At 66.0% G+C, this 22847-nt stretch carries 22 protein-coding genes and 1 riboswitch; of the genes, 8 read left to right on the forward strand and 14 right to left on the reverse strand.

What is annotated here, in order from left to right:
- Positions 1 to 335 precede the first annotated feature (335 nt).
- Positions 336 to 893: an RNA polymerase sigma factor gene (locus AABM41_03350; GenBank protein ID MEK6191345.1), complete on the forward strand. Its 558-nt coding sequence runs from the start codon at positions 336 to 338 to the stop codon at positions 891 to 893.
- Positions 890 to 2158, forward strand: coding sequence for a hypothetical protein (locus tag AABM41_03355; GenBank protein MEK6191346.1), 1269 nt, complete (start codon positions 890 to 892; stop codon positions 2156 to 2158). Before AABM41_03350 ends, AABM41_03355 begins: the two co-directional genes overlap by 4 nt.
- An 86-nt stretch (positions 2159 to 2244) precedes the next feature.
- Here AABM41_03355 and AABM41_03360 read toward each other — a convergent pair whose 3' ends face one another.
- Positions 2245 to 2850, reverse strand: a complete 606-nt coding sequence (locus AABM41_03360; protein ID MEK6191347.1) for a dihydrofolate reductase family protein — start codon at positions 2848 to 2850, stop codon at positions 2245 to 2247.
- Positions 2851 to 3074: 224 nt separating this feature from the next.
- Between AABM41_03360 and AABM41_03365 the strand changes: the two genes are divergently transcribed.
- On the forward strand, positions 3075 to 3521 hold the full coding sequence (locus tag AABM41_03365) for an SRPBCC family protein (GenBank protein MEK6191348.1): 447 nt from the start codon (positions 3075 to 3077) through the stop codon (positions 3519 to 3521).
- A 74-nt stretch (positions 3522 to 3595) separates the two neighbouring features.
- On the opposite strand, the gene AABM41_03370 is transcribed toward AABM41_03365, so the two are convergent.
- The 8 genes from AABM41_03370 to AABM41_03405 all read right to left on the reverse strand — a co-directional run bounded on the left by AABM41_03370 (position 3596) and on the right by AABM41_03405 (position 14006).
- Complete coding sequence (locus AABM41_03370) at positions 3596 to 5515, reverse strand: MFS transporter (protein MEK6191349.1); 1920 nt, start codon at positions 5513 to 5515, stop codon at positions 3596 to 3598.
- The gene (locus tag AABM41_03375; GenBank protein ID MEK6191350.1) at positions 5505 to 6404 is read right to left on the reverse strand and encodes an HD-GYP domain-containing protein; all 900 of its coding nucleotides are present in this window, start codon (positions 6402 to 6404) and stop codon (positions 5505 to 5507) included. The genes AABM41_03370 and AABM41_03375 overlap by 11 nt, the downstream gene beginning before the upstream one ends.
- Positions 6405 to 7155: 751 nt before the next feature.
- Positions 7156 to 7222: riboswitch (cyclic di-GMP riboswitch) on the reverse strand.
- A 531-nt stretch (positions 7223 to 7753) separates the two neighbouring features.
- The gene (locus tag AABM41_03380) at positions 7754 to 8242 is read right to left on the reverse strand and encodes a hypothetical protein (GenBank protein ID MEK6191351.1); all 489 of its coding nucleotides are present in this window, start codon (positions 8240 to 8242) and stop codon (positions 7754 to 7756) included.
- A 394-nt stretch (positions 8243 to 8636) separates the two neighbouring features.
- Positions 8637 to 9404: a hypothetical protein gene (locus AABM41_03385; protein MEK6191352.1), complete on the reverse strand. Its 768-nt coding sequence runs from the start codon at positions 9402 to 9404 to the stop codon at positions 8637 to 8639.
- Positions 9405 to 9753: 349 nt separating this feature from the next.
- Positions 9754 to 10530 (reverse strand): GNAT family N-acetyltransferase, encoded by a 777-nt coding sequence (locus tag AABM41_03390; GenBank protein MEK6191353.1) that lies wholly within the window; start codon positions 10528 to 10530, stop codon positions 9754 to 9756.
- A 385-nt stretch (positions 10531 to 10915) separates the two neighbouring features.
- Positions 10916 to 11473, reverse strand: a complete 558-nt coding sequence (locus tag AABM41_03395) for a hypothetical protein (protein MEK6191354.1) — start codon at positions 11471 to 11473, stop codon at positions 10916 to 10918.
- 446 nt (positions 11474 to 11919) lie between these two features.
- Positions 11920 to 12900: a ParB N-terminal domain-containing protein gene (locus AABM41_03400; protein MEK6191355.1), complete on the reverse strand. Its 981-nt coding sequence runs from the start codon at positions 12898 to 12900 to the stop codon at positions 11920 to 11922.
- Positions 12897 to 14006: a DUF2130 domain-containing protein gene (locus AABM41_03405; GenBank protein MEK6191356.1), complete on the reverse strand. Its 1110-nt coding sequence runs from the start codon at positions 14004 to 14006 to the stop codon at positions 12897 to 12899. Before AABM41_03405 ends, AABM41_03400 begins: the two co-directional genes overlap by 4 nt.
- 291 nt (positions 14007 to 14297) lie before the next feature.
- Here AABM41_03405 and AABM41_03410 point away from each other — a divergent pair, with 291 nt between their 5' ends.
- A complete protein-coding gene (locus AABM41_03410) occupies positions 14298 to 15218 on the forward strand; it encodes an exonuclease domain-containing protein (GenBank protein MEK6191357.1) in 921 nt (306 codons plus the stop codon).
- A gap of 374 nt (positions 15219 to 15592) precedes the next feature.
- Here AABM41_03410 and AABM41_03415 read toward each other — a convergent pair whose 3' ends face one another.
- From AABM41_03415 to AABM41_03435, 5 genes are all read right to left on the reverse strand, one after another.
- Positions 15593 to 16252, reverse strand: coding sequence for a hypothetical protein (locus AABM41_03415; protein MEK6191358.1), 660 nt, complete (start codon positions 16250 to 16252; stop codon positions 15593 to 15595).
- Positions 16253 to 16520: 268 nt separating this feature from the next.
- Positions 16521 to 17117, reverse strand: a complete 597-nt coding sequence (locus AABM41_03420; GenBank protein MEK6191359.1) for a hypothetical protein — start codon at positions 17115 to 17117, stop codon at positions 16521 to 16523.
- On the reverse strand, positions 17098 to 17832 hold the full coding sequence (locus AABM41_03425; protein MEK6191360.1) for an ImmA/IrrE family metallo-endopeptidase: 735 nt from the start codon (positions 17830 to 17832) through the stop codon (positions 17098 to 17100). Before AABM41_03425 ends, AABM41_03420 begins: the two co-directional genes overlap by 20 nt.
- Before the next feature lie 5 nt (positions 17833 to 17837).
- A complete protein-coding gene (locus AABM41_03430; GenBank protein ID MEK6191361.1) occupies positions 17838 to 18197 on the reverse strand; it encodes a hypothetical protein in 360 nt (119 codons plus the stop codon).
- 462 nt (positions 18198 to 18659) lie between these two features.
- The gene (locus AABM41_03435) at positions 18660 to 19178 is read right to left on the reverse strand and encodes a DoxX family protein (protein MEK6191362.1); all 519 of its coding nucleotides are present in this window, start codon (positions 19176 to 19178) and stop codon (positions 18660 to 18662) included.
- Between the two features lie 100 nt (positions 19179 to 19278).
- On the opposite strand from AABM41_03435, the gene folK reads away from it, so the two are divergent.
- From folK to AABM41_03455, 4 genes are all read left to right on the forward strand, one after another.
- Positions 19279 to 19833, forward strand: coding sequence for a 2-amino-4-hydroxy-6-hydroxymethyldihydropteridine diphosphokinase (gene folK / locus AABM41_03440; GenBank protein ID MEK6191363.1), 555 nt, complete (start codon positions 19279 to 19281; stop codon positions 19831 to 19833).
- Positions 19830 to 20252: a peptide-methionine (R)-S-oxide reductase MsrB gene (gene msrB / locus AABM41_03445; GenBank protein MEK6191364.1), complete on the forward strand. Its 423-nt coding sequence runs from the start codon at positions 19830 to 19832 to the stop codon at positions 20250 to 20252. Before folK ends, msrB begins: the two co-directional genes overlap by 4 nt.
- A gap of 57 nt (positions 20253 to 20309) precedes the next feature.
- Positions 20310 to 21239 (forward strand): hypothetical protein, encoded by a 930-nt coding sequence (locus AABM41_03450; protein ID MEK6191365.1) that lies wholly within the window; start codon positions 20310 to 20312, stop codon positions 21237 to 21239.
- 309 nt (positions 21240 to 21548) lie between these two features.
- Positions 21549 to 22670 carry a hypothetical protein gene (locus AABM41_03455; GenBank protein ID MEK6191366.1) on the forward strand — a complete coding sequence of 374 codons (1122 nt, stop codon included), beginning with the start codon at positions 21549 to 21551 and terminating at the stop codon, positions 22668 to 22670.
- Positions 22671 to 22847 lie beyond the last annotated feature (177 nt).

Raw genomic sequence — 22847 nt, forward strand, 5'->3', positions numbered from 1 at the left:
AGTGATCCTGGATGTTCCCATCCGGAATCCGTCGGCCAGGCCACACGGTCATGCCTGTCGCTGATATGGCATACGGGTGCCTTCGGGCGGCCGCCAGGCTCACTGAGCGATCGCGGCGCGGCCCGACAGTTCGGATGCGGCGGTCATGGTGTGCGGCGCGGGTCATCGCCCTTCGTCGCGGTGCGGACGACCGGCGGGACCCAATCGTCGACGTGGACGAAGCGGTCGAACGATCCGCGCTGGCGCTGGCGGACAGTCGCTGGTATTGGATGGGCGCAACGCAACCGATCGGCACGCTCGAGCGCCATTGAAGACGACGTACTCATGAGGCCACGGTGCCCCACCACCTCGTATCTCAGGCCCAGCGAGGCGACCACGACGCGTTCTCGGCCCTGATCACCGAGCGCATTCCAAGGCTGTACGGCGTCGCGGCCCTGATCACCGGACGCCGCGACCTCGCCGAGGACGCCGTCCAGGAGGCACTGATCAACGCGTGGCGCGACCTGCCTCGACTGCGTGAGGCGGACAGGTTCGATGCCTGGCTGCATCGGCTGCTCGTCAATGCCTGTCACGACCAGGGACGGCGCCTCCGGCGCCAGCGAGGCGAGACGCCGCTGGCGGATCAGCAGTTCGCCGGCGACCGGGACCCAGCGCAGACGGTCATAGCCCGCGACGAGATCGAGCGGGCATTCCGCTGGCTGAGCCACGAAGACCGAACCGTCGTCGTGCTCCGCCACTACCTCGGCCTGTCGACCAGGGAGGCGGCTGCGGCCATGGGGATGCGCGAGGGGACGCTGAAGTCGCGGCTGCATCGGTCCATGAAGGTGATGACCGCCGCCATCGCGGCCGAAGCACGACCCACCGGGATCACCACGAGAGGACGACCGGCATGAACGCGGAGGATCACCAGGCGGCCGAGCGGCGCCTCGCCGACTGGCTCAACGACACGGCGCCCATGCCTCCGACGGACTTTACCGATCGGATGCTGGCGCACACCTCGACGCTGCCTCAGCAAGGCAGGGGAGGAATCATGGACATGTTCGCATTCCGCGCCCTCGGTGTCGCCGCGATCGTCGCGGCCGCGGTGGTCATCGGCCTCAACCTCTCCCGAGTCATCGGCCCAGAGCCCCCGGTCGGAGCATCGCCGTCGCCGACCACCGGGGCCTTCGAGTCGATCGAGCCAACTGCGACGCCACCGGCGGTCGCCGAGCCGGGACGGATCGCATTCCAGGCCAATCGCGAGAATGAGACGAGCGGCATCTACGTGATGGATGCGGACGGCTCGAACGTCGTGCAGATGGTCGACGACCCGGCGGTCTATGAGATGTCCCCGATCTGGTCGCCGAACGGCTCGCTCATTGCCTACATCACCATGTCGGCCGACGGCACCATGCTGGGGGGCGTGTTCATCATCGATGCGGAGGGTGGCGAGCCGGTCCTGGTCGACGACAACTTCGCCTACGGGCCGGCGACCTGGTCTCCGGACGGATCGATGCTTGCCGTGGGCGGCGATGGTTCGGAGCGCGGCATTGGCGTCTACCACGTGGCCGACGCTCGGTTCGAATCCCTGACCGAGGATGGAGGCACGGCGCCGCTCTGGTCGCCCGATGGCCTTCGCATCGCGTACAACGTCGCTCCGCCGAACGACATCCGAATCGTCGACGTTGCCTCGGGCGAGACTCGGAACCTGACGGATGACGCATGGAATGACTCGGTCGCCCGATGGTCCGAGGATGGCACGCAACTGATCTTCGTCAGCGACCGCGATACCGATCAGTCGAGGGACTCATCTCGCAGCTGGATCGTGTCAGCCGACGGCGGCGAGCCGGAGCTGCTTGGCGACGACCCGGTGCTCGCATTCGCGCACTGGCTGTCACCTGACGGCGAGTGGCTCGCCTACCTGCACCCCGATGGCAGTGGCCTCCATCTCTCGCGCGCCGATGGGAGCGAGGACCGGGTCGTGCACGCTACGGGGCCGGCCGACGAGGGCGCGAGCTGGGCATCGGACAGCAGCGCGTTCGTCTTCAGCAACGCCGGGGAGGCACCGCGGGACATCTTCCTCATGCGCGTCGACGCCGACGCACCCCAGCAACTGACGGATGATCCGGCCGATGAGAGCGCGCCGAACTGGGGACAGCCCCGGCAGCTGAGCGAGTGAGACCCGCTTGCTAACCTGCCGCCTTGACGTCGGTCAGACGGTCTTCTGAGACCATCGATGACGCGCCGCGCCGAGGCGCTGCGCCCTCAGCCGGCGGTCCCGAAGGTCGCCCGCCCGGCCGGTCGATACGTCTGGAGCATCACGCCGGACGACGTCGACCGCGACTCGACCAGCTCCAGGTTGTGCGTCTGGCCGCGCTCCGGGAAGAGCCGGCGCCCATCGCCCACCACGACGGGGAAGATCCGCAGATTGAGCTCGTCGACGAGGTCGTGCTCGAGCAGCCAACGGAGCAGCTCGCCGCTGCCGTGCACCTGGAGCTCGCGCCCCGGCTGCGTCTTGAGCTCGCGCACCGCCGCCTCGACGTCGCCATTGATCACGTGGGTGTTCTGCCACGTCGGGTCCTTGAGCGTGGTCGAGGGCACGTACTTGGGCAGGACGTTGATCCCGTGGGAGACCGGATCGCCCTTGTCGTGGTGCGGCCAGTACGGTTCCCAGATCTCCCAGGTCTTGCGTCCGAGGAGCAGCGCATCCGCGCGCTCGAACCACGAGGTCAGGAAGGGCCACATGTCCTCGTCGGCGTGCGCCGCCGTCCATCCGCCGCGCTCGAACCCGCCGCGCCGGTCCTCGTCGGGGCCCCCGGGACCCTGGTACACGCCGTCCACGGTCAGCATCATCGTGGCGGTCAGCTTCATGGTCATCGCTCCCTGCAAGTGATCGTCGAAGGTTAGACGACCGTTCGGACAAGCCCAATCGGCGAGCCGCGGAGGACCCCATCGCCGAACGCCCATGACGAGCCTGCCTATTGCGAACTTGCTGACTTGACCTCCGGCAGCCGCCTGGCCTATTCAAGAAAGACCTCGGCCTACACTGCACCCAGGAGGGACGCAAGGTCAGGAGGGGTCAGGAGGGTTGCAGGATGGTTCCGTACTCCTCGGAGGTGACGATCGCCCGTCCGCCAAGCGAGGTGTTTCCTTGGCTCGTCGAGCCGGGAAAGCAGGCTCAATGGTCGGATGTGCCCATGCAGCTCCTCACCGAAGGTCCGCTGCGCCAGGGATCGCGGATGCGGCTCTCATTTGGCCGCGGGCCGCTGCATGCCAGCCTTGATCTTGAGATCACGAGCCTCGAGCCAGACGCGAAGATGGCCTTCACGACCGTTTCGCATGGCGGCATCCACTGGGAAGGCGCCTACGACCTAGCGCCGGCCGAAGGTGGTGGGACCCGCCTCGCGCAACAGGGAATGCTGCGCTTCAGCGGGCTGTGGCGAGTTCTCGAACCGATGATCGGTGCCGAGATCAAGCGCGGCGAAATCGCTGAGCTGGAGCGTCTCAAGAAGATTGTTGAGCGCCCGGTGGGCCCGCCCTAGGGAATGTGGCATTCAGGCTGAGCCGCCGAATGGAATTCGTCGTGACTTCCGCCCGGCTTGCGGAGTAAGTCCGCCTATTCCGCGTTGCGCATGGACGGGATCAGCAGCCCACCCAGACCGGCGACCACCGCCACCGCCCCGCCCAGCATCAGGGTCTTGTCGGCCCCGATCACCCCCACCAACGCCCCCGACACCGCCATGGACGCCGCCATGACCCCGAACACGAGGGCCTGGCGGGAGGTCACCACCCGCGCGAACAGGGCCTGCGGGGTCCGCTCCTGGAACAGGGTGATGTTGGGGATCACGAACGCAATGTTGGCGACCCCGGCCAGGAAGAAGAAGCCAATTGCCAGGACCGGATCGGTCACCAGCCCGGCCGCGATGAAGCTGGCGCCCAGGCCCACGAAGCCCGCGATGGCCATCGGTCCCTTGCGGAAACTGCCGGCCACCGAGCCGATCACGAGCCCACCCACGATGCTGCCCAGGCCGACGGCGGACATCAGGAGCCCGTAGTTCACTGGGAAGCGGACCTGGGACTGGTCCAGGATGGTCTGGGCGTACAGGAGCGAGCACACGACCTCGGTCCCCACCGCCACCTGGGCCACGGTGCTGATCACGGTGTTGGCACGCAGCTCCGCCTGGCGGACCAGGAAGCCCGCGCCTTCGCGGACGTCTGCCCACAGCTGACCGATGCCGAACGCGCCCTCCGCGCGTTCGGAGGGAGCCACCCGCATGAGAGCCAGGAGCGCGGCCGATGCCAGGTACGAGATCGAATCCAGGACGAACGCGACGTAGATGACCGGGGACAGGATGGCCACCAGGAGGCTGGCCAGCGGTATTCCGACCAGGTCGGCCAGGGTCTCGGTCACGCTGGTCGCGCTGTTGGCGGGGACCAGGTCCTCGCGCTCCACGATCTGGGGCACCATCGAGTTCTTGGCCGGCTGGAAGAAGAGGCTCACGGTGGCCACCAGGAAGGCCACCAGGTAGACCAGCGAGATGTGGATGTCGATGACGAACGGCACGGCCAGGACCATGGCCGCGCGGACCAGGTCGGAGACGATCATCGTCCGGCGCCGGTCCCATCGGTCCGCCAGGGCGCCCGCCCACGGACCGAAGAACACGTTGGAGATCGCGGCGGCGGCGAACGTGAGCCCCACGTCCAGCGGCGTGCCTCGGGTCACGACCAGGAAGCCCAGGGCGACGTAGTGGACCCGATCGCCCATCAGGCTGATGAGCTGGCTGGTCCACAGCAGGGCGTAGTTCCGGTTGGCGGCCAGTCGCAGGTACGCGCGTAGGCCCCGTCGCTCCTCTGGGACCGCGACCCCCGCAGCCGCCTCGGCCGCCTCGGCCGCCACCGCCGTGGCATACGCCTGGCCCAGCTGGAGCTCGCTCGCGGCCGTGCGCCGCAGCGGGGACGTGCCCAGGGCCACCGCCCGGCGGCTGAGAGCCACCCGGGTCATGGCCGCCACGATGGCCCACACGATGCCCAGCCACAGCAGCACGTCCCCCACGCTGACCACGTCGCGCAGGATGGGGATGGGGATGGGCACCACGTCGCCGAACAACCCGCCGGCGGCCACGAACTGGGCCGCGGTCATTGCCCCGCCCAGCACCACGTGGAACGGGTCGCCGACCAGGTCCGCCAGGGTCAGCCCCGACGCCAGCAGGGCGCCCTCCCAGACCGGCATCTTGCCGGCGTTGAGCAGCACCGCCAGGATGTTCAGGCTGACCCCGATGGCCGCCACCTGGAGCCCGGGCACCGACCAGTTGCGGTACAGCCAGACCACGATCAGCCCATAGGTCAGGGGCAGGCCCCACGCCCCGGCGAACTCGGCCCCCACATCGGTCGTGACCAGGAGCCCGGACAGGAGGCGGACCGCCAGGGCCGCGCCCAGCAGCCACACCCAGCGCAGGCGCAGGTCGGCCAGGCGAGGCAGCTGTCCCCCGGCCAGGGCCCCGATGACGAGGCCCAGCAGGATGGAGCTAAGGAGCATCTTCCGAGGCGAGGACTGGCCTCGGGGCTGGGCTCCCTTCGGGTGCAGGCGGTGTAGCGGCCTCCTCGGCCGCCGGCGTCAGATCGTCCTGGTGCAGCATGGTGGGCAGCTCGTCGGGCCGCTCCGGCGGGCGGTCTAGGATGCCTCGATCCAGGCCCAGCAGGACCGGCACGATCTCCGGGTCGAACTGGAGCCCGGAGAACTTCTCCAGCTCGGCCACCGCCTGCTCGTGGGTCAGCGCGATGAGCCGATACGGACGCGAGGAGGTCATGGCCTCGTACGCATCGGCGATGGTCATGATCCGGGCCCCGAGCGGGATGTCGGCGTACTCCAGCCCGTCGGGGTAGCCCGATCCGTTCACCCACTCATGGTGGGCGCGGATCAGCGGCGCCTCGGGCGCCAACGAGCGCGCGGGGGCCACGATCTCGGCCCCGATGGTCGGATGCTGGTTCATGAGGATCCGCTCGTCGCGGCTCAGCGGCCCCGGCTTGAGGAGGATGTTGTCGCGGATCCCGATCTTGCCGACGTCATGGAGGAGCCCGGCCCACTTGATCTTCTCGATCTCATTCTCAGGCAGGCCCATGACCCGGCACATCGCCTCTGAGATATGGCTGACCCGGTTCGAATGACCCCGGGTATACCGATCGCGGGCGTCGACCGCGTTGGCCAGTGCCCCGATCGTCTGCTCGAACAGCTCCCGGGTCTCCACGTAGCGGTGGTACGCCAGACGGGTCGTGAAGAGGGGGATCACGAACAGCGCGGTTGCCCACCAGCCGACCCCGTCCGGCAGCAGGAACACCTGCGCCATCAACCAGGCGACCGGCGCCAAACCGATCAGGTTAACGGCGATCCCCTGGAGATCGCGCGCCCAGACGGTTCTCAGTGACACGCCGGTTCGTGCTGCGACCGCGATGGAAGAGAATGCCCAGTTGACGGCGAAGGCCACACCGCTCGCCGCCAGGAGAGCGAGGAACGCTAGAAGAACGGCTTCGAAGGATCCACCCGCTGGGATCGCACGAAGGGCGACCTCATAGACGATTCCAGCCGCCGCGGCCGTCGAAATGATTGAAGCGTGGTTGTAAACGGTCCCGAACCAAGGGACTTCCCCGCGAACTTCCCGGGGGTCCGTGGTCCCGAGCCCGGCGACGATGACTGCCGCCATCGGGCCGCCGAGGACGACAGAGGCAAGAATGGGTGCGGCGCTGACGGACGCGACCGTCCCCTGGGGCAAGCGAACGGGCATCGCGCTACTGACGAGCGTTAGACCCGTCCAGTAGAGGACTCCGACCGCGCCACCTATGGTGGCTCGCACTGGGAACAGCCAGATAGCCGCTGCTGCCAGTGCGACCGCAACGGCTATGGAGAAGACGACGAGGCGCCGGACGCTTGCGGTCATAGGCCCAGCCACCCTATCAGGGTGGTTAGTGACCGTCTACCGCGGTACGGGCTACAGCCCGCGCAGTCCAGCGCCTGCCGCCAAAGCGAGAGCTGCTAGGCCCCCGAGGGCCGACAGCACCGCGCGGATTCGCCAATAGGCAATGCGCATTGCTGGCTTCCCCTGGGGCTGCTACCAGCCCTTTGTGAATTCCTTCATCAGAAGGTGCCCTCTTCTGAGCAAAAACCGACCTATCCGGTTGGATGGTCGGTTGCACTACTTGCTCCCCGCGTGCCTAAGTGCCCATTTTCAGCGCGCGGATCTATGCGTCCCGGAAGTCTGTGCACCAGTACCGAAGTACTAGTGTTGATAGGAAACTACTGCCCAGCGATCCTGAAGTCAAGCCCCCACCGCAGATTAGTCAAGTCCTATTGGACACGGATACCGGCGGGGCACAGCGACGAGAGTTGCAGCTAACGAACTCTGCGTCGAGTCCGGTCCTCATCGTTATCACCGCCATCGACGTCCAGTCCGCGTGCCGAATCGCTGTGTTGAGCAGCTGACTGTGAGTCAGGAAGCCATCGAATGATGGAAGCCGGTGGGTCGAGCGGTTTGGCCTCGTCGGCGCCGCCGATCCACGCCGGATCTTTTCCGAAGGCGACCTGAGTCGAAGTCAGGCGATCGATTACGGAGAGAGGCCAAACGAGCTGGCGCTGCCGGTCCTGCGATGAACCAGAAGTCAGACCTTCGTACGCGGTTTTGCAGTGCCGGCCATAGTGTCCGCCAGCGTCCGCTAGTGCCGCCGCCACGCTCAGATTAGCCGATTGGCGGCGGGTATCGACCGGGGGTATTCGCCCCTGTTGCTACCGGGCGTTGCTACCGGAGGACACGGCGGCCGGCCGCTGTGCGCCTATGCCGGCGTCACGCCGCGTGGCATCGGCGCAGAGTGTAAGGCAGGTCCGCGCGAAGTCGAGTAGGTGATCTGGAGGGCGGTCCAGTTCCTTGCTGTCGAAGGGCGGAGCCGCGAGGGTTAGCTGCCAGAGGACCTTGCCGCCGGCACCCTCAACGATCGTCGGCTTGCGCACCCGCAGCTCGACGCCTCCGACCCTATCCCAGGACCAGAGAGTTCCCTGGTAGGCGGGCAATCCCTCGACCATCTGGAAGTCCCACAGTCCGAGATCGGAGGCGATCAGTACCCGTTCGCCTTCTACGGTTCTCTCCGCGAAGAAGTCGAGTTCCTTCGCCCCGGATGCCCCGATGACCTTCGGCAGCTCGACACGAGCTGCCGACAGCTTGGGCATTGCCTTCTCGCCGCGAGTCCATTCCTCGTCGGACCACTCGGAGAGCTTCATTACGTGCCCCTCATCCGAACGCGGAGTCGTCGAAGGCTTCCCCGCAGGCCTCGCAGAACCGCTTGCGATCGGGCGGGATCTTCGCTCCACAGTTCGGGCATATCCGCTCTCCAGGGCTACCGACCCTCAGACGAGCCATGCCACTGCGTTGCTGGGTATTCCCTGCCTTGCGGACAAGTCCGATTGCTACTAGGAGGCCACCAACTGCCGCAAGCGCGAGGGAACTGCCGGTGCCCCTCAACACGAAACCTGAGCTCCCGTCGGGTATGACGAACTCGCTCACAAGTCCCAAGGCGATTAGCAACAAGCCGATAGCGATCATGCGGCCGTGTTGACGCTGCTCCGGGCTATGCCGGAGTGCCCGGACGATCCATCGAACGACGACGTGAGCAGCTCAGAACCCGGTATCGGACGCATACCCACGGACTGAGGCGCAAGAAGGGTGCAGGGGCGGTATTCCACCCACTGTCTCAAATCCCTTCGGCTGTCCTGCCGTCAAGTTCTGCAGCAAGTTAGTCCAGGTTCCACCCCAAACCTGCCCCTCTGGGCCGAGGCAGATGACGGCAAGCGCTGCATCGGTCACATCTTCGGACGGAGTTACGAAACCCGTCGCGACCTGACCGCCTCCGAACGCTTCTGGCTTCAACGCGATGTCGGTGACTTCGAATGTCGCCTCAGGTGAAGCGACTGGATCGTATCGACCGGAAATCTCGACAGTGGCGTAGTCAGCGACTACCGACCCACCGCCCCCGATGTCGCTGCCGTCGGCGATCAGGTACCCGAATTCACCCGGACCCACGAAGGTCGGATATTCATAGGTAAAACTCCCGGTAGTGACCACACTGCCGTCAGGACGGAGGATCGTGTAGTCGCTGTCAAACGCACTCAGCTCGGCCCAACCTGTCCCGATGTTCTGGACCTCCAAGACGACCTGGTAGCTCACGTAGTCCGAGAACTCCCGCTGCCAGGCAAGGACGACTTCCTGAGTCTTCTCGACTACGCCCTCGGGCTCGGGCGTTGGAGGTGGTGTCGGTCGCGGGGTCACGGCCGGGGTGGCGGATGTGCCGGCTTCCTCGGACCCGGTTGCTCCAGCGATGGGTGACTCACCTGGAACATCCGACCTGCCTGCCACGTAGCCGATGATGCCGATCGCGATGATCACCCCGAGCGCTATCAGGGCAATGCGGCCCCAGCTTGGGCGTGAGGAGCCAGTCGGTTGACCTGTAGTGCTTGCAAGTGCAGCCGGCGCCGGGGGTTCCGAAGCGGGAGAGGTCGATTCGCTCGATTCCTCGACCTTCTCAAAGTCATACGCGCACGAACCGCAGAATCGGTAGCCTGGTTGACGCGGCGCGCCGCACTGTGGGCACAAGTCGGCTGCCATCGGGCATCCCTCCGTCTCGGCGCTGGGCATGCGCCGACTGCGGGCACGCTACACCCGCAAGATCGCATAGGGAAGGGTCATAGGCGCGGCTCCCGACGCCCGCACCGCGAAGGGCTGAGCGTCGCGACATTCATGGGGATAGCCCGGCACGGCGAATGCGCTGTCTCGCGCGCTCGAGTCGGTCCTCGTGCTCTGAGCGGCGCTGGGTGTACGAGTACTGGCGAATCAGCGCGCCCCGCGGCCCTGGCGGCGCGACGATCGGCAGGTCGCCATCAGGGTTTGCGTCGTGTTCATCCAGCGCGCGCAAGGCCTCACGGAGTTCGCCGCGCATGCCAGATTCGGTCGTGGCATCGTCCTTGGGCGGCCAAGCGCCGCGCGGAAGCTGATAGACGAGCGCCATACCGGAGCCATCCTTCGATGTCGTGAAGCCGGCTGCAGGGCGCTGCGCGAATCCGATTCCGCGGACGATCGAGCGCGACGGCCCGTTGTCGGGCGTGATGTGGGCTTCGACGAGCGCCGCACCAAGCTCGTCGACTGCGAACCCGCAGGCCAGGCGGACAGCCGCGGTACCGAGACCCTGCCCGCGGTTCTCCGGCCCAAACCACGCCATGACGCGAACGCCGGCGCCCTCGGAATGGAGACGCAGCCAACCCGCGAATCCAGGGCTGCCCGCACGTCGCACCACCCACCTGCCATCGAACAGCTCGCCCGGCTTCGCCCACAGGCCACGCGCTGTCGCGATCGCATGCTTCGCCTCGTCCGCAGTGCTTGGCAGGCTCGCCCCAAATGGGCGCCGCGTCATTGGGTCTCGGGCTGCCCGGAGCATGGCTGGCGCGTCGTCGTCGCGCGGTTCGTCCAGGACAACCAAACCGTCGGTCAACGGTCGCATTCGCGGAACAGTGCCCACGGCCTCGAGGGTAACAGTCGCTTGACGCCGTGACATCTCGGCTAAGAACTGAAACAGGCAAGCCGAGGGAAAGGGTCGGCCAGATGCGGTGCGCCAAAAAGGCAGCGAAGAATGACCGCGCCGTTCACGTTTCGGCCCGCGATGGATTCCTTCTGATCAGAAGGAGGTCCTTTCGGACCCAGAGGCTCGTACACTCCTAGGCCCAGGGCAGGATGGAGCGACGATGGCGTTCTTGCGACGGCTTCTCGGCGGGTCATCCGGTGCTCCGACCCACAGCTTGCGACCCGGTCGGGACAGTCCGTTCACTCTCGTTGATGGGATTGTCGACCTCGAAGTGGTCGGCGAATCCTTCCGCCAGGACGCACTGAGGCGGGCCGCAGGAAGGTTATCTGGAGGCGTCCGGGCCCCTGTAAATGCAATCCTCGTTGCCGAGGAGAATAATCCTCACGACCCGAACGCCGTAGCAGTCTGGGTGCTTGGTGACCAGGTCGGCTATCTGCGTCGAGAAGATGCAGCTCGGATGCGTCCGGGCTTGCTTCGTTTGCAGGATCGGTCCCCAACGTGGATCGCCCTTCCCGGGGTCATCGTTAGCGGTGGCCCGAGCGACACTCTCGGCCTCTTCCTCCGATTCGACCCAGGCGCATTCGGCCTCGCCGTTCCCGCTGGAATCGCAGCCCGCCACCAAGCCGGCGGCCACGTCCGCACGGGGCTGGGTGAGGCGCTGCGTAAGGACTCGGACGACGACCGATACGACCTGGGCTGGGTGTCCGATATTCCATCTGACCCCTCCGATGCGGTCGGGATGCTGGGATCCCGACTTGCTCGCGAGCCCGAGCCGGTGAGCCGCCACTTCCTGTACGCCCAGTTCGAGGGGCACCTCTACGGCCTCCGCGACAGGCATCCCGATGCGCTCCACCTGTTCGACGAGGCCTGTGCGAACCACGACTCCGAGATGGATGCGATTCGGCCGGCGCTGATAGCCATGTTCCAGGGCCTACCGCTGTTGGAGGTCTACAGACAGGCCGCGATCCGCCATCAGAAGGCTCACGCCTGGGAGCCTGCCATCCGCTGGGCTCACCGAGGTCTCGCGGTGTACGGAGTTGATGCGCTCGACCCAAACAGCGTTGACGATCTGAACGTGCGACTCGGGAAGTACCAGGCCAAGCTCGCCGCAGAGCGCGCTCCAAAGCCAACCCCCATACGACGGCCGAAGGTAGAGACGGGGCCCTCCTTACCTAGCCAACAAGGGATGGAGGTGACTGAGGAACTTACGTGCCAAGTCTGTGGAAACCCTTTTGAGCGCATTCGAACTCGTGGGCGGAAGCCAGACCGATGTCCTGATTGTCGCGAGGCGCCGCGTAGCTCGAGCTAGCTGGGACGGTCGGCTGTCTAGGCCCGCTTCGCGCCATCATTTCCGGGTGTTAGCGCTTTCCGAAGCGTCCTCAAAAGGACCTCCGCCTCGTCAATCCGTTTGATGACCTCAGCGTTACCCTTCAGCTCCTCGAGCGCGGTCCACGGGACTCGACGCATTGCCGCCATCGCAGAGTCAAGCTCGGCGACGAGCTCTGGCTTGAGGTTCCTCTCGGGCACCGGGACGCGCAGTATCGCGGACTCGAGGTCGCCGTCGTCGGTGAGGAAGTACTCCCGGGCAACGGGATCGCGGAGGATCGCACGAAGCTTTCGCAGGTCCTTCGAGTTGGTGATGCGCTTCTGGTTCACCTTCTCGACGACAGCGTCTATCACCGAGGGAGTGAGTAGATTCTTGCTGAGCCCCATTAGCTCGCGGGACCAGGTGATCCCAGCGCCAGGTTCGCGTAGATTCGTAAAGCGTTCCGACAGCTCGAAGACATCGACAAGCTTGTCGAGCTCACGCACGGTGACACCTAGGATATTGGCGGCGCTGGCTCGGCCGACGAGGTCGACGAGCCGATACGCCACCATCTCCTTTTCCTTAGCGTCCCATTCTTTGCGCTGCCGGTGAATGTAGATCCAAACCCGCAGTCGCTCCTCGTCAGAGAGGGTCCGGTCGGTTACCTCGACAGGGATCTGGCGATATTGCTCCCTGCCCTGCTGAACGAGCACGACGGAGTTCGTCCAGCGTCTGTCGCCGTCGATGATCCGGAGCTTGTTCGGGAGCTCTGGGTGAGGCTCAACGAGCAATGGCTCGAAGATGCCCTCGTTTGCCTCGATCTGACGTTGGAGCTCGTCGTCCTCTTTCGGCCCGATCCGCGGTTGCCTGTCATTCGGCACCAGGTCGTCTATGTCGACCCGAGACCGGTAGGTCCGCAGCACCGTGCGACCGAGCCGACGCTCCTGCAGACTCACCACCTTCGGCTTTTCCCTCCGCGCTTCGGCGTGGTCGCCGGTCATGCTGATTGCTCGCTGGCTGACGTCCCGATGATCTGCTCGATCTCCGACAGCAATGCGCCGTGGGCGCGTTCCACGGAACGAAGGAGACTCCCGCGGTGCTTCCACACATTGTCGTGCGCCGTCTTCTCCTTGACGTCGAGCTCAAGCAAGTCCTCGGTCAGAGTGTCGAACTGCTCGAATAGCTGAGTGCAGGGCTCCGACGTGATGAACTCGTAAAGGAGTGCAACCTTCTCGCCCCGGGCCTCGCTGCTCATCCTCAAGGCATCCACCACCAGCACCTGGCGCCGGAGGATGTGCACGAGATCGGTGACGCGGGCCGGGTTGGCGATGATGACGCCGTCTTGAACGTGGATCTGCTGGGTCCCAGCAGGAAAGACTCGGGTGGACAGGACCGCGTGGTCGGCACCCGCAGCGAGTTGATCCTGTCGGAGCTTGGTGATGTAGTCGTTGCGCCATGCTTCCCGGTCCTTCGAGTCGTAGACAATCCGCCCGCAGACACGGTTGTTGTGCACGACTTCATGGATGATGTCCGCACCGGCCGTCCCCTTGCGCACCCGGGACAGGCGATCGTTGGGGAACTGGCCTTTCAGCGTCTCGAACAGGTCGACCTCCGCCCCTTCGCCCAGCTCGTCCGCAGTCTTGTGCTGCAGCTGCCTCTGTAGATCCGCAACCCTCTTCTCGAGTCGCTGTCGTTCCTTGAACGCTGCCGCCTTATCCGCGTCCGCCGATTTTGCCTGCGCCTTCTCGAGTGCATCACGCTGCTGGCGTAGCCGCTCGTTCAACACCGTCTCAGCGATGGACTTTTGAGCTGCGAGCTGGCGGTCCGCTTCCTGCTTTGCCTTTGCCACTGCTGCCGAGGCCGTCCGGTTGGCCTTATCGACCTTGCCCCGCGCCTCGGACTCGATCTGCGCCTTCTCCTGCGCCACCTTCTCCCTGAGCTCGCGTTCGACGCGGATGGTTCGCTCGTGCTCCTGAGCCGCGATCTTCGCCTGGATCGCCTCGAACTTGTCGTGCGCAATGGGGTGCCCACACCAGGGGCAGCTGTCATTGTGTGTCGTTGCCTGCCGCCCGGCGCGAACCGCGACGGCGGGATGTGTGGCTGTCATGAGTGGGCTCCTCACGTTAGGACCTGATAGGACCTATTCTATCCCACTTCCGAAGGCTGTCAAGGGTCGACAGTCGCGCGGACCGAGACATGGCGCCTCGTTCGCCGGCAGCGCGGTGTTGCCGCCGGCGGGCGCTAGGGCAACAACGCCCCCGCTTGCGGCTTGCTGACAGACGGGGCGTTGGGCTCGTCGCGGGTCAGTAGCCTCCGGAGGAACGATACTGGATCAGCCCCGAACCAAGGGGTCGACCGTATCGTCGTATGCCGACGCCGCTCCAGTGAGGAACCGGGCATGGCGGTGAGCTTCTGCGCGATCGACTTCGAAACGGCGAATTCGTACCGTGGGAGTCCTTGTGCTGTTGGGCTCGTTAAGGTCGTTGACGGCCAGGTGGTTGCCACCCGCCGTTACCTGATGCGACCGCCCGAGGGCTACGACCGCTTCGATCCGTTCAACATCGAGCTTCACGGCATCACTCCGGCCATGGTGCGCAACGAGCCCCGATTCGCCGCCCGACTGCCGGAGATCCTCGCGTTCGCAGATGGTCTCCCTCTTGTCGCTCACAATGCGGCCTTCGACATGGGCGTCATCCGCGACGCATGTGGGGTGAGCGACCTCCTTTGGCCGAGGGCGTCGTACGCTTGTACGCTCGTTTTGTCGCGTCTCACGTGGAGCCTTCTGTCTTACTCGCTACCGTGGGTCGCGGAGGCTGCCGGAGTCTCGCATCCTCATCACCACGATCCGGAAGCTGATGCGAAAGCTGCGGCGTCTATCCTCCTGGCGATAGCCCGACACCACGGCGCGACGACCCTCGACGAAATCGTGACGGCGACGCGCATCCAGCTTGGGTCGATGACGGCTGAGGACTGGAACGGCTGCCATCGTGAGTGGTCGGGCACGGGCGATGTCCCCGCCGCCAACTCGAACGCGAACCCCGAGCATCCGTTCTACGGCCTCGAGATCGCGTTCACCGGCGCACTCAGCTCCATGACGCGGGCGTCGGCGTGGACGCGAACCGCCGAAGTGGGCGGACAACCCGCATCGGGCGTGACAAAGCACACGAACATCCTCGTCATCGGATATCAAGACGCACGCAAGCTGCGGCCGGGCGAGGAGCTGTCAGCGAAGGCGCGAAAGGCGCGCGACCTGCGCATCCATGGGCAGCAGATTGAAGTTATGCCCGAGGTCGACTTCATCCAGCTTCTCGCACTCTGACTAAGGCTTTCGACAGGACTGAGGGTCGACTCGGCCCAAAGCCCGGGCGAGGCGGCCCCGATTTCTTGGTGTCGCCAGTTCCGTCGCCGGCATGATGCCGCAACGCGACCGTCCCGAAAGGACCTCCTTTTGGAGATCCAGGGAGGGAGCTATGGAGTGAGCGTCGGTCTGGCCGCTGTTCGAGCCAACCCTTTTGGATCCCTTTTGAAGGCATCCACGCAGGGCCCGTGCGTGCTGCGGCGACGTGTCCGACGAATCAGATTCGGCAGTGGGCGGACCTCGCCTGACTCACAGTCAGGTCGTCTTGTCGTCTTGGTGCAAGGCCGGCGAGGAGCGGAGGCTCTAGCTGCCGTAGTGCCCTTCCAGGCCAGCGGTCACGACGCGAGGCTGACCTCGAACGTCCATGGACCCTCAATCGGGGCGGCGGGACCGGGGAAAGGGTCGATGAACCTCTCTACTCGCAGCGTCAGGACCCGGGCGGTCTGCGGTGGCGACGGCGCGAAGCGGATCTCGTGGCGGGCTGTGGTCGGAGTCGGACCGCCCATGCCCTGGCCTGCAGCGACGTAGGCCGTTTCGGCATCGTCGCTGACACGGACCTCCACGAAATGGCCTGCGGGGCCGATGGGCGGTCGCGTATGGGCAACGAGCGTGGCGAGGCCTCCGTCTTCACGCAGCTCGACGGCGGTCAGCTCCAGCCGAACGCCGCTCGCTTCCACCGCATCACCGACCGCGACGACCCGTCGTAGGGCTCCAGCATCGATCCCGGCGACGGGCATGGAATCGCGGCCATGTCGCTCGAGCATGGCGTGGTCGGGCTCGGTTGGGCTGGAGGCGCTCTGCAGAAACGAGTAGCTCGCGGATCCGCCGGTGCGTCGCGCGATCGCCATGGAGGCGAGGATCGCAACAAACCCCAGCCCGAGCCCGACGAACACCCCTACCCCGACCGCGACACCCCAGCCGGCGATCAGCAGAGCCGCGGCGATGATCACGAGGGCCAGCAGGAGGAAGGCGGGTAGGCGCGACCCGGTTGTCATTCGACGGCAGTATGGCGTTGGGGTGTGGTCGAGGACCACTGTGGATGTGGCTGGGCGCCGTTGTTCGTCTAGCTCTATCGAACCCAAGAGCGGAACCGACCAGACTGTCGCCGCTGCCCGCGAGCGCGGGCGAGACTCAAATTGCGCCGTTCAACCCGGCTCCATAGCCTCAACCGAGCCACCGAGCTAGACGCTGAGCCCGATCGGGCAGGCGACGCCCGTGCCGTTACCCGAATCCGGGCCGCAGGTGTCGAGGCTTGGCGGCCCGCTAGAAGCAGCGGTCGAAGCCGTGATCCCTCCGGCAATACTGGTCAAATGCTCGACGGTCATCGAGGTCACCCCATGGGATGACTCCAAGCCTCGTCCGGCCGGCGTCCACCATGCGCCGCAGCGCTTCCCACGCCTCCTGATTCGATAGCCAGCCGGCACGCACCATCGCAACAACCAGGTCGATCATCCGCATGATGCAGAGGCCCTTCTCGTTGCGGCCGACCGAGTAGCCAAGGCTGTCGTCCACGACAATCCGATGATTGCGCGCGCCAGCCAATACGAGCGACGCGGCTTCGCCCTTGTCCCTTCCAGGCTCGGATCCCCAGCGCAACCGAAGATCCCGGTATTCCGTGAGATGCTCGGCGGCCTCCAGCTCCTCCTCCGTAAACCAATCGGTGCCCCTAACCTCCGGCCCGGTCTCGCCACCGTCGAGCTCCTCGCAGACCTCAGCGAGGAGATGGGCGCGGCCAGCGAAACGGCCTCGCACCAGAGCGAGCAGACCACCGATCCGCAAGCTGATTAGAGCGCTGGAGTCGAATATCCACTCCCCTTCTCTGGGGTCGTAGACATCACCTCTAAGGCGCTTCGCCGCCATCGTCGCCGGCGCTGCGGGCTGTGAATAGGCGCTCAAGGGCGCCCGGATCGGTCTCGATTAGTTCAGCGAGCCTCTCCAAGGTGATGGCACCGTCCGAATACGCCTTTACGGCCCGTCGAACGTACTCGACTGGAAAGGCAGTGATTGCCGGCGGAGCCGGCATCTCCAGGCTCTCGGGAAGGACTCCGATCTTGTCATCCAGCAGGACGTCGCGGCGTCGGGCGCCACCGTAGAGGAGCGAACAGTTGTGAAGCCGGTAGACCAACGCTTCATAACTCACGCCGAACTCGGTGGCCGTATCGAGTACCCACTCCGGCGTCACATGCCGACGTGGGGGCGTGCGTTCACGAAGGGCCGACTCAGGCATCAGCAGGGCGGCTGCAAATGAGTTTGCGGCCCTTTCCTGGGGATCGCCGCCGGTCTTGGTTACGTCTTGGTCAACCGCCACGCTGTGCCCGAGCGCGTGGTGGCCAGCTTCATGTGCGGCGGTGAACCGGAAGCGAGGCAGGTACTTGGAACCATTAAGGAGAACGAACCCCAGGTCCTGCCGGCGAATGTACATTCCGTCCGGTCCTTGGCGCCCAAGGTGCTTGAGCACCACCTTAAGACCCATTTGGCGGAGGAGCCCGACAATGTCTGGAATCGGGCCGTCAGGAACCCGGAGCCTCTCGCGGAGCTCGTCAGCCTGGCGTGCGATATGGCCGTAGTTGAGCACGCCGGCTAGTCACCGGCGCGGCCGGCCAGGAACTCGTACCGCTCGATGAACTGCTCGAACCAGTCCACGGCCGACCGGGTGGAACTCCGTGATGCGTCCTGAGTCCGCAGTAGTGCGCCGACCGGCTCATCGTCTGCTGCCGCAAGGAAGAACTCGATGCTCTGGTCGGTAGCCTCCGCCAAGCGCTCCAGTTGGAGCGTTGAGAGGCTACCGTTCCGCTCAGCGGCCCGTAGTTGGTCGGCAGTCGTGCCCACACGCCGGGCCAATGTCGCTATGGGAAGCCCGCTGCGCTCACGGGCGGTAGCTATGCGCTGGCCTAAGCGCACGGCAACAGACGGCAGGGCTGCCTCCTCAATCGCTGGCATCGGGCGCCTCAGTTTGGTCATCAGGTGCGGGATGTCAACCCAAGCCGGATGCTAATCGGTTGTAACCGAGCACCGCATGCCAGATACGCATGACGTGTGCGGAGCGTGACTCATCCGGACTCTAGAGCGGGTACGCGTCGAGATCGCGCCTGGACGCAAGGGGATCGCCGATGACCCCAACCTACCACTCACTGCGTGATGAGCGAGCGTGCTAGATGCGATAGAACGGCCGGCGAATAGCCGGGCTGCACCCTCGTCGGAATGTCAAGACCGCGCACGAATGGCTCATTCCAGATTCGAACACCTGATACGCAGTCAGACACCCGGGCGTGGATTGCATGCCTTCACAAGACCTCTCAGTCTGAACAAGCTGTACCACGCCGGGCCAGCCGTTTAACCCGCGCGTCGTGGAAATCACTCCGTTATCAAGCAGGAGCCACCGCAGCAGCGGACGGCGAGGGGTCAGGTCGACAGCGTCTCGGGCGCAGCCGGAGGCGGCAGGAAGGCGGCGACCAGCGCGCCGGCCACAGCCAACCCCAAGATAATCCAGCTCACCGCCGGGTCGTAGAGGACGTCCACCGGCAGGAACGCGTCGAGCGACCAGGAGCCCGGACCGAGCACCTGAACCGCGAAGGCGCCGGCCAGCAGCGCCAGCGGCCACTCGATCCCGCCATCCGCGTTCCAGAAGCCCTTTGCCCAGTGCGCTTTCTTGATGATTACGATGGTCTGGGCCACGAGCCCCGCGGCTGCGATCGGCACCAGCAGCCCCAGGATCAGCGCGATCCCGGCGAGCTCGGCCACCACCGAGATGGAGGTCCAGAAGAGGATCGGTCGGAGGCCCATGTGACCGATGGCGCCCTTCCAGCCCTCCCAGCCGGGCCCGCCCCACCAGCCGAGCAGCTTCTGGAGCCCGTGCGCGGCGAAGATGGCGCCGATCGTCGCGCGGAGCACCAACAGGGCAACGTCGGATTCCATGGTCATGCGCTACGAATTCTAGAGCGAACCTGCCCCCACCAGTGGGCCGCGGCGTCCTGACAGGCAATCAGGGAGCCACCAAACCTACTACCGTAGGCTAAATCAAATGCGAGCCTGGGTCGGTCTGGGCGGGAACCTGGCGCGGTCGCTGGAGGCGTTTGCAAACGCCGTGGTTTCGATGACAGCGGTCGCCCAGGTTCGAGGGGTCTCCAGCCTGTACCGATCGGCCCCTCGTGAGCGCGAAAATCAGCCGGACTTCATCAACGCTGCGCTGGTGCTCGAGACCGAGCTGACCCCCCGGCCCCTGCTGGCCGAGCTGAAGGCTATCGAGCGCCGCATTGGGCGGGACCCGTTCGGAGAGCGATACGGGCCGCGCGTGATTGACCTTGATCTACTGGCCATCGACGACCTGTGCATCGACGACGTCCCGGATCTGGTGGTACCCCACCCGCGCCTGGCCGAGCGGAGGTTCGCGCTGGAGCCGCTGGCAGAGCTGGACCCCGACTTGCGCCCGTGGGCGGCGTGCCCGGGCGAGCGGCGCGAGCTAACGGTGGCCCAGGCACTGACCGCGGTCATGGACCAGGACGTGGAGGTGGTGGAGGGACCCGGCTGGGCGGGCGACATCGGTCCATCCGGAATCCGGCGTACAGTTGAGCCATGACCAACAAGATCACCAAGGCCGAGGCCGACTGGCGGGCCGAGCTGACCCCGGAGCAGTACCACGTCCTGCGCGAGAAGGGTACCGAGCGGGCGTTCAGCGGGGCGCTGTGGGACGAGCATCGGCCCGGCACGTACCGGTGTGCGGGATGCGGGGCGGAGCTGTTCGCGGCGGACACGAAGTTCGAGTCCGGCACCGGGTGGCCCTCGTTCTATCAGCCGGCGGCCGCGGAGGCGGTGGACACCGAGACCGACCGCTCGTTGTTCATGAGCCGGACCGAGGTCATGTGTGCGAGCTGCGGCGGCCACCTGGGCCATGTCTTCAACGACGGCCCGCGTCCCACCGGCCTGCGCTACTGCATCAACTCGGCCGCCCTGAAGCTGGATCCATCCGAGCCGCGCGAGGAGATGGAGCAGGTCTAGGCTGGTTGGGTCCCGAGGTACAGTCGGTCAGAAGTTGGACATCCGATTGAGGCCGGCATGAAGGGCGGACTGTCCGGTCCTGACACGCGCGCCGGGGTGGTCCACGCCGTTTTGGCCGCGGTCTCGGCAGGAGCTCTGCTGTACCTCCCCGTCCTGCTGGTGGGCTACACCATGACCGTAGTGGCGGCCGTCGCCCGTGGCGAGGGCCTTGCCTGGCAGTCGAGCGTCGCGATGACGTACACGTTCCTCGGGATTCCGGCGGCAGTGGCGCTGTTCCTCCTCGTCATCCCCTACGCGCTGTTCCGGGCAGCCACCCGCCGGCTCGGCACCCAGCAAGCGGTGCGTTGGGTCGGCGGCCTCCTGGTCATCTGGCATGCCGGCGTGGCACTGATCAGTGTCGTGGGAGCCTCCTCGGCGGTCACCCCGGCGGCACAGGCTGACGCCATCTGGTCCCCGGTCGCGTTTGGCGTCGCGGCGGTCGTGATCCTGGTCGCCACCGTCGTGGCCGATAGACAGGCGAAGGGTGCCGCTGTCGCCTTGGCTGGCGCGCTGGCCGTCGCCCTCATCGGCCTGGTGGTCGTGCTGGTGGCGGTCTGGGGGACTCCCCTGAGAATCCCGACTGGTGCCCAAGAGGTGCACATCGTGGCCACGGAGACCGCGGTGCGGTTGGACCCAGCCACCGTTCACGCCGGGGACGTCTACTTCTTCTTCGACGCACCGGATGACCCGAGTGGCCATGCGGGTTTCACGTTCGTCAGTCGAGGATACCCAGGGCAGGGGGGCGGAGACCCGGAGCCCATGAGCGACGAGGACGTGGCCCGGCTCGCGCAGGGCGATTACCAGGGAACCGCCCTCGACGGCGGATGGGCAGGTCAGGCGAAGTTCACACTGCGCGAGGGGAATTACGTATTCCTCATCGCCGGTCCCGGCGGCGGCCAGCCGGGAGTCCCACCGCTCTCGATGGCAGTCCTGGAGGTCATTCCCTGACACGCGAGACGCAGCAGTCAGCCCGAGAGTCGCCTACTGAGCAGGTGGAGCCGACGCGGCCTAAGCGCCCGGTCCGCACTCTGACGTTCCCCACCGTTCCCGGCCTGCTAGCAGTAGCGCTCTGACGGGACGCCCAGGGACCGCCGCTAAGACGCTGCAATGGATTCCAGACGCCACGCGCTGATCACTGCGGTGTTGGTGGTATTGGTCGCCTGCCAGACTGCGCCGCCCGAAGCGGCATCGTCAGAGACGGGATCTGGAAAGGCGCGGTCGTCAGCGCCGCCTCCCTCGGCTACGGCCCCCACGGTGGTGAGTCTCCAAATCGAGTGGGCCGAGCTGCCATTCGAAGGCGGCGTGTCCGCGGTCGTGGCTGACGGGACGCAATTCGTGGCCGTGGGCGTTGTCGACGGCAGCGTCGCCTCGTGGGCCTCGGGCGATGGAGTCACCTGGCGTCGGGACCCGGTGCCCGACTCCATCTTCGACGAGGACGTCGTTGGCCCGACGGGTCTCCCGATCGACCTCGCGAGAGGTCCCGGAGGAGGACAACTGGTGCGCCTCGGCGACACGCTGTACTCCTTCGGTACTTCGAATTTCATGGACCACAACTGGCCGGTTGGATGGAGGCGGACCGATGGGGCCGCATGGGAGTACATCGTCTCCGAGAGTGAATTCTTCTCGGCAGGCGTCGTCATGGACATCACCGCAAGCAACAGCGCCCTGCTGGCGGCGACCATGGGAGGGAACCCAGAAGTGCCCTCTGGCCTCGACTACGCGCACTCCGCGAGCACCTGGCTGTGGACGCCGGAGACGAGTTGGGTCCGCAGCGGGCTCGCAGCGACCCCCGAAGATCGGATCCACATCACGGCGACCGCGTGGAGCGACGGCACCTATGTCGCGGTGGGCGTCCGGGCGGAGCCGACTGAGGGTCAGACCCCGTCAAGCTGGCCGACGGCGCCGTCGATCTGGACGTCGGCTGATGGCCGCACCTGGGCAAACGTTAATCCGCCCGAAGGCTTGGGTGCGCTCTGCACGGTGCGCGCGTTGCCGACTGGCGGCTTCATCGGGATCGAGATCGCTGACGGCGTGTTCACGGCGTGGACGTCCGAAACCGGTGCGGCGTGGACCGGATCGGGCCCGCTTCCCGCCCGCGGCTTGCTGCCTTCGGATGTGCCTGGGCCCTTCGTCCGAGGCTGCGCGGTCGTGCCGCTCGAGCGCGGCCTGCTTGCGACGTTGAGGACTGAAGACGGACTACTGACCTGGACGTCCACCGACGGCCGAACGTGGGAGCCGGGGGAGACGCTCGACCTATCGGTGTTTGGCCCGCCCGAGTTCGCCGCGGCGCTCGGCAGCGACGTCGTGATTTTCGGCAGGCGTCTCGATGCGTCAGGCGCCGGGACGCCGGTCCTCCTGCACGGCACGGTCCAGCCATGAAATGCTCGGGCCGGGGCGCCGAGCTGACCCCCGGCCTGCCGACTGCATCAACTCGGCCACCCTCAAGCTGGATCCCGCCGAGACCCGCGAGGAGATGGAGCAGGTCTAGGTAAGATCAACGCTGTGGTGCTCGCCCACGCGGGCCTCTAGCCACTTCCTTACATCGCACGGCGGAGG

This window comes from Chloroflexota bacterium, from assembly GCA_038040195.1.
In the GTDB taxonomy this organism is placed as follows: Bacteria; Chloroflexota; Limnocylindria; order QHBO01; family QHBO01; genus DASTEQ01.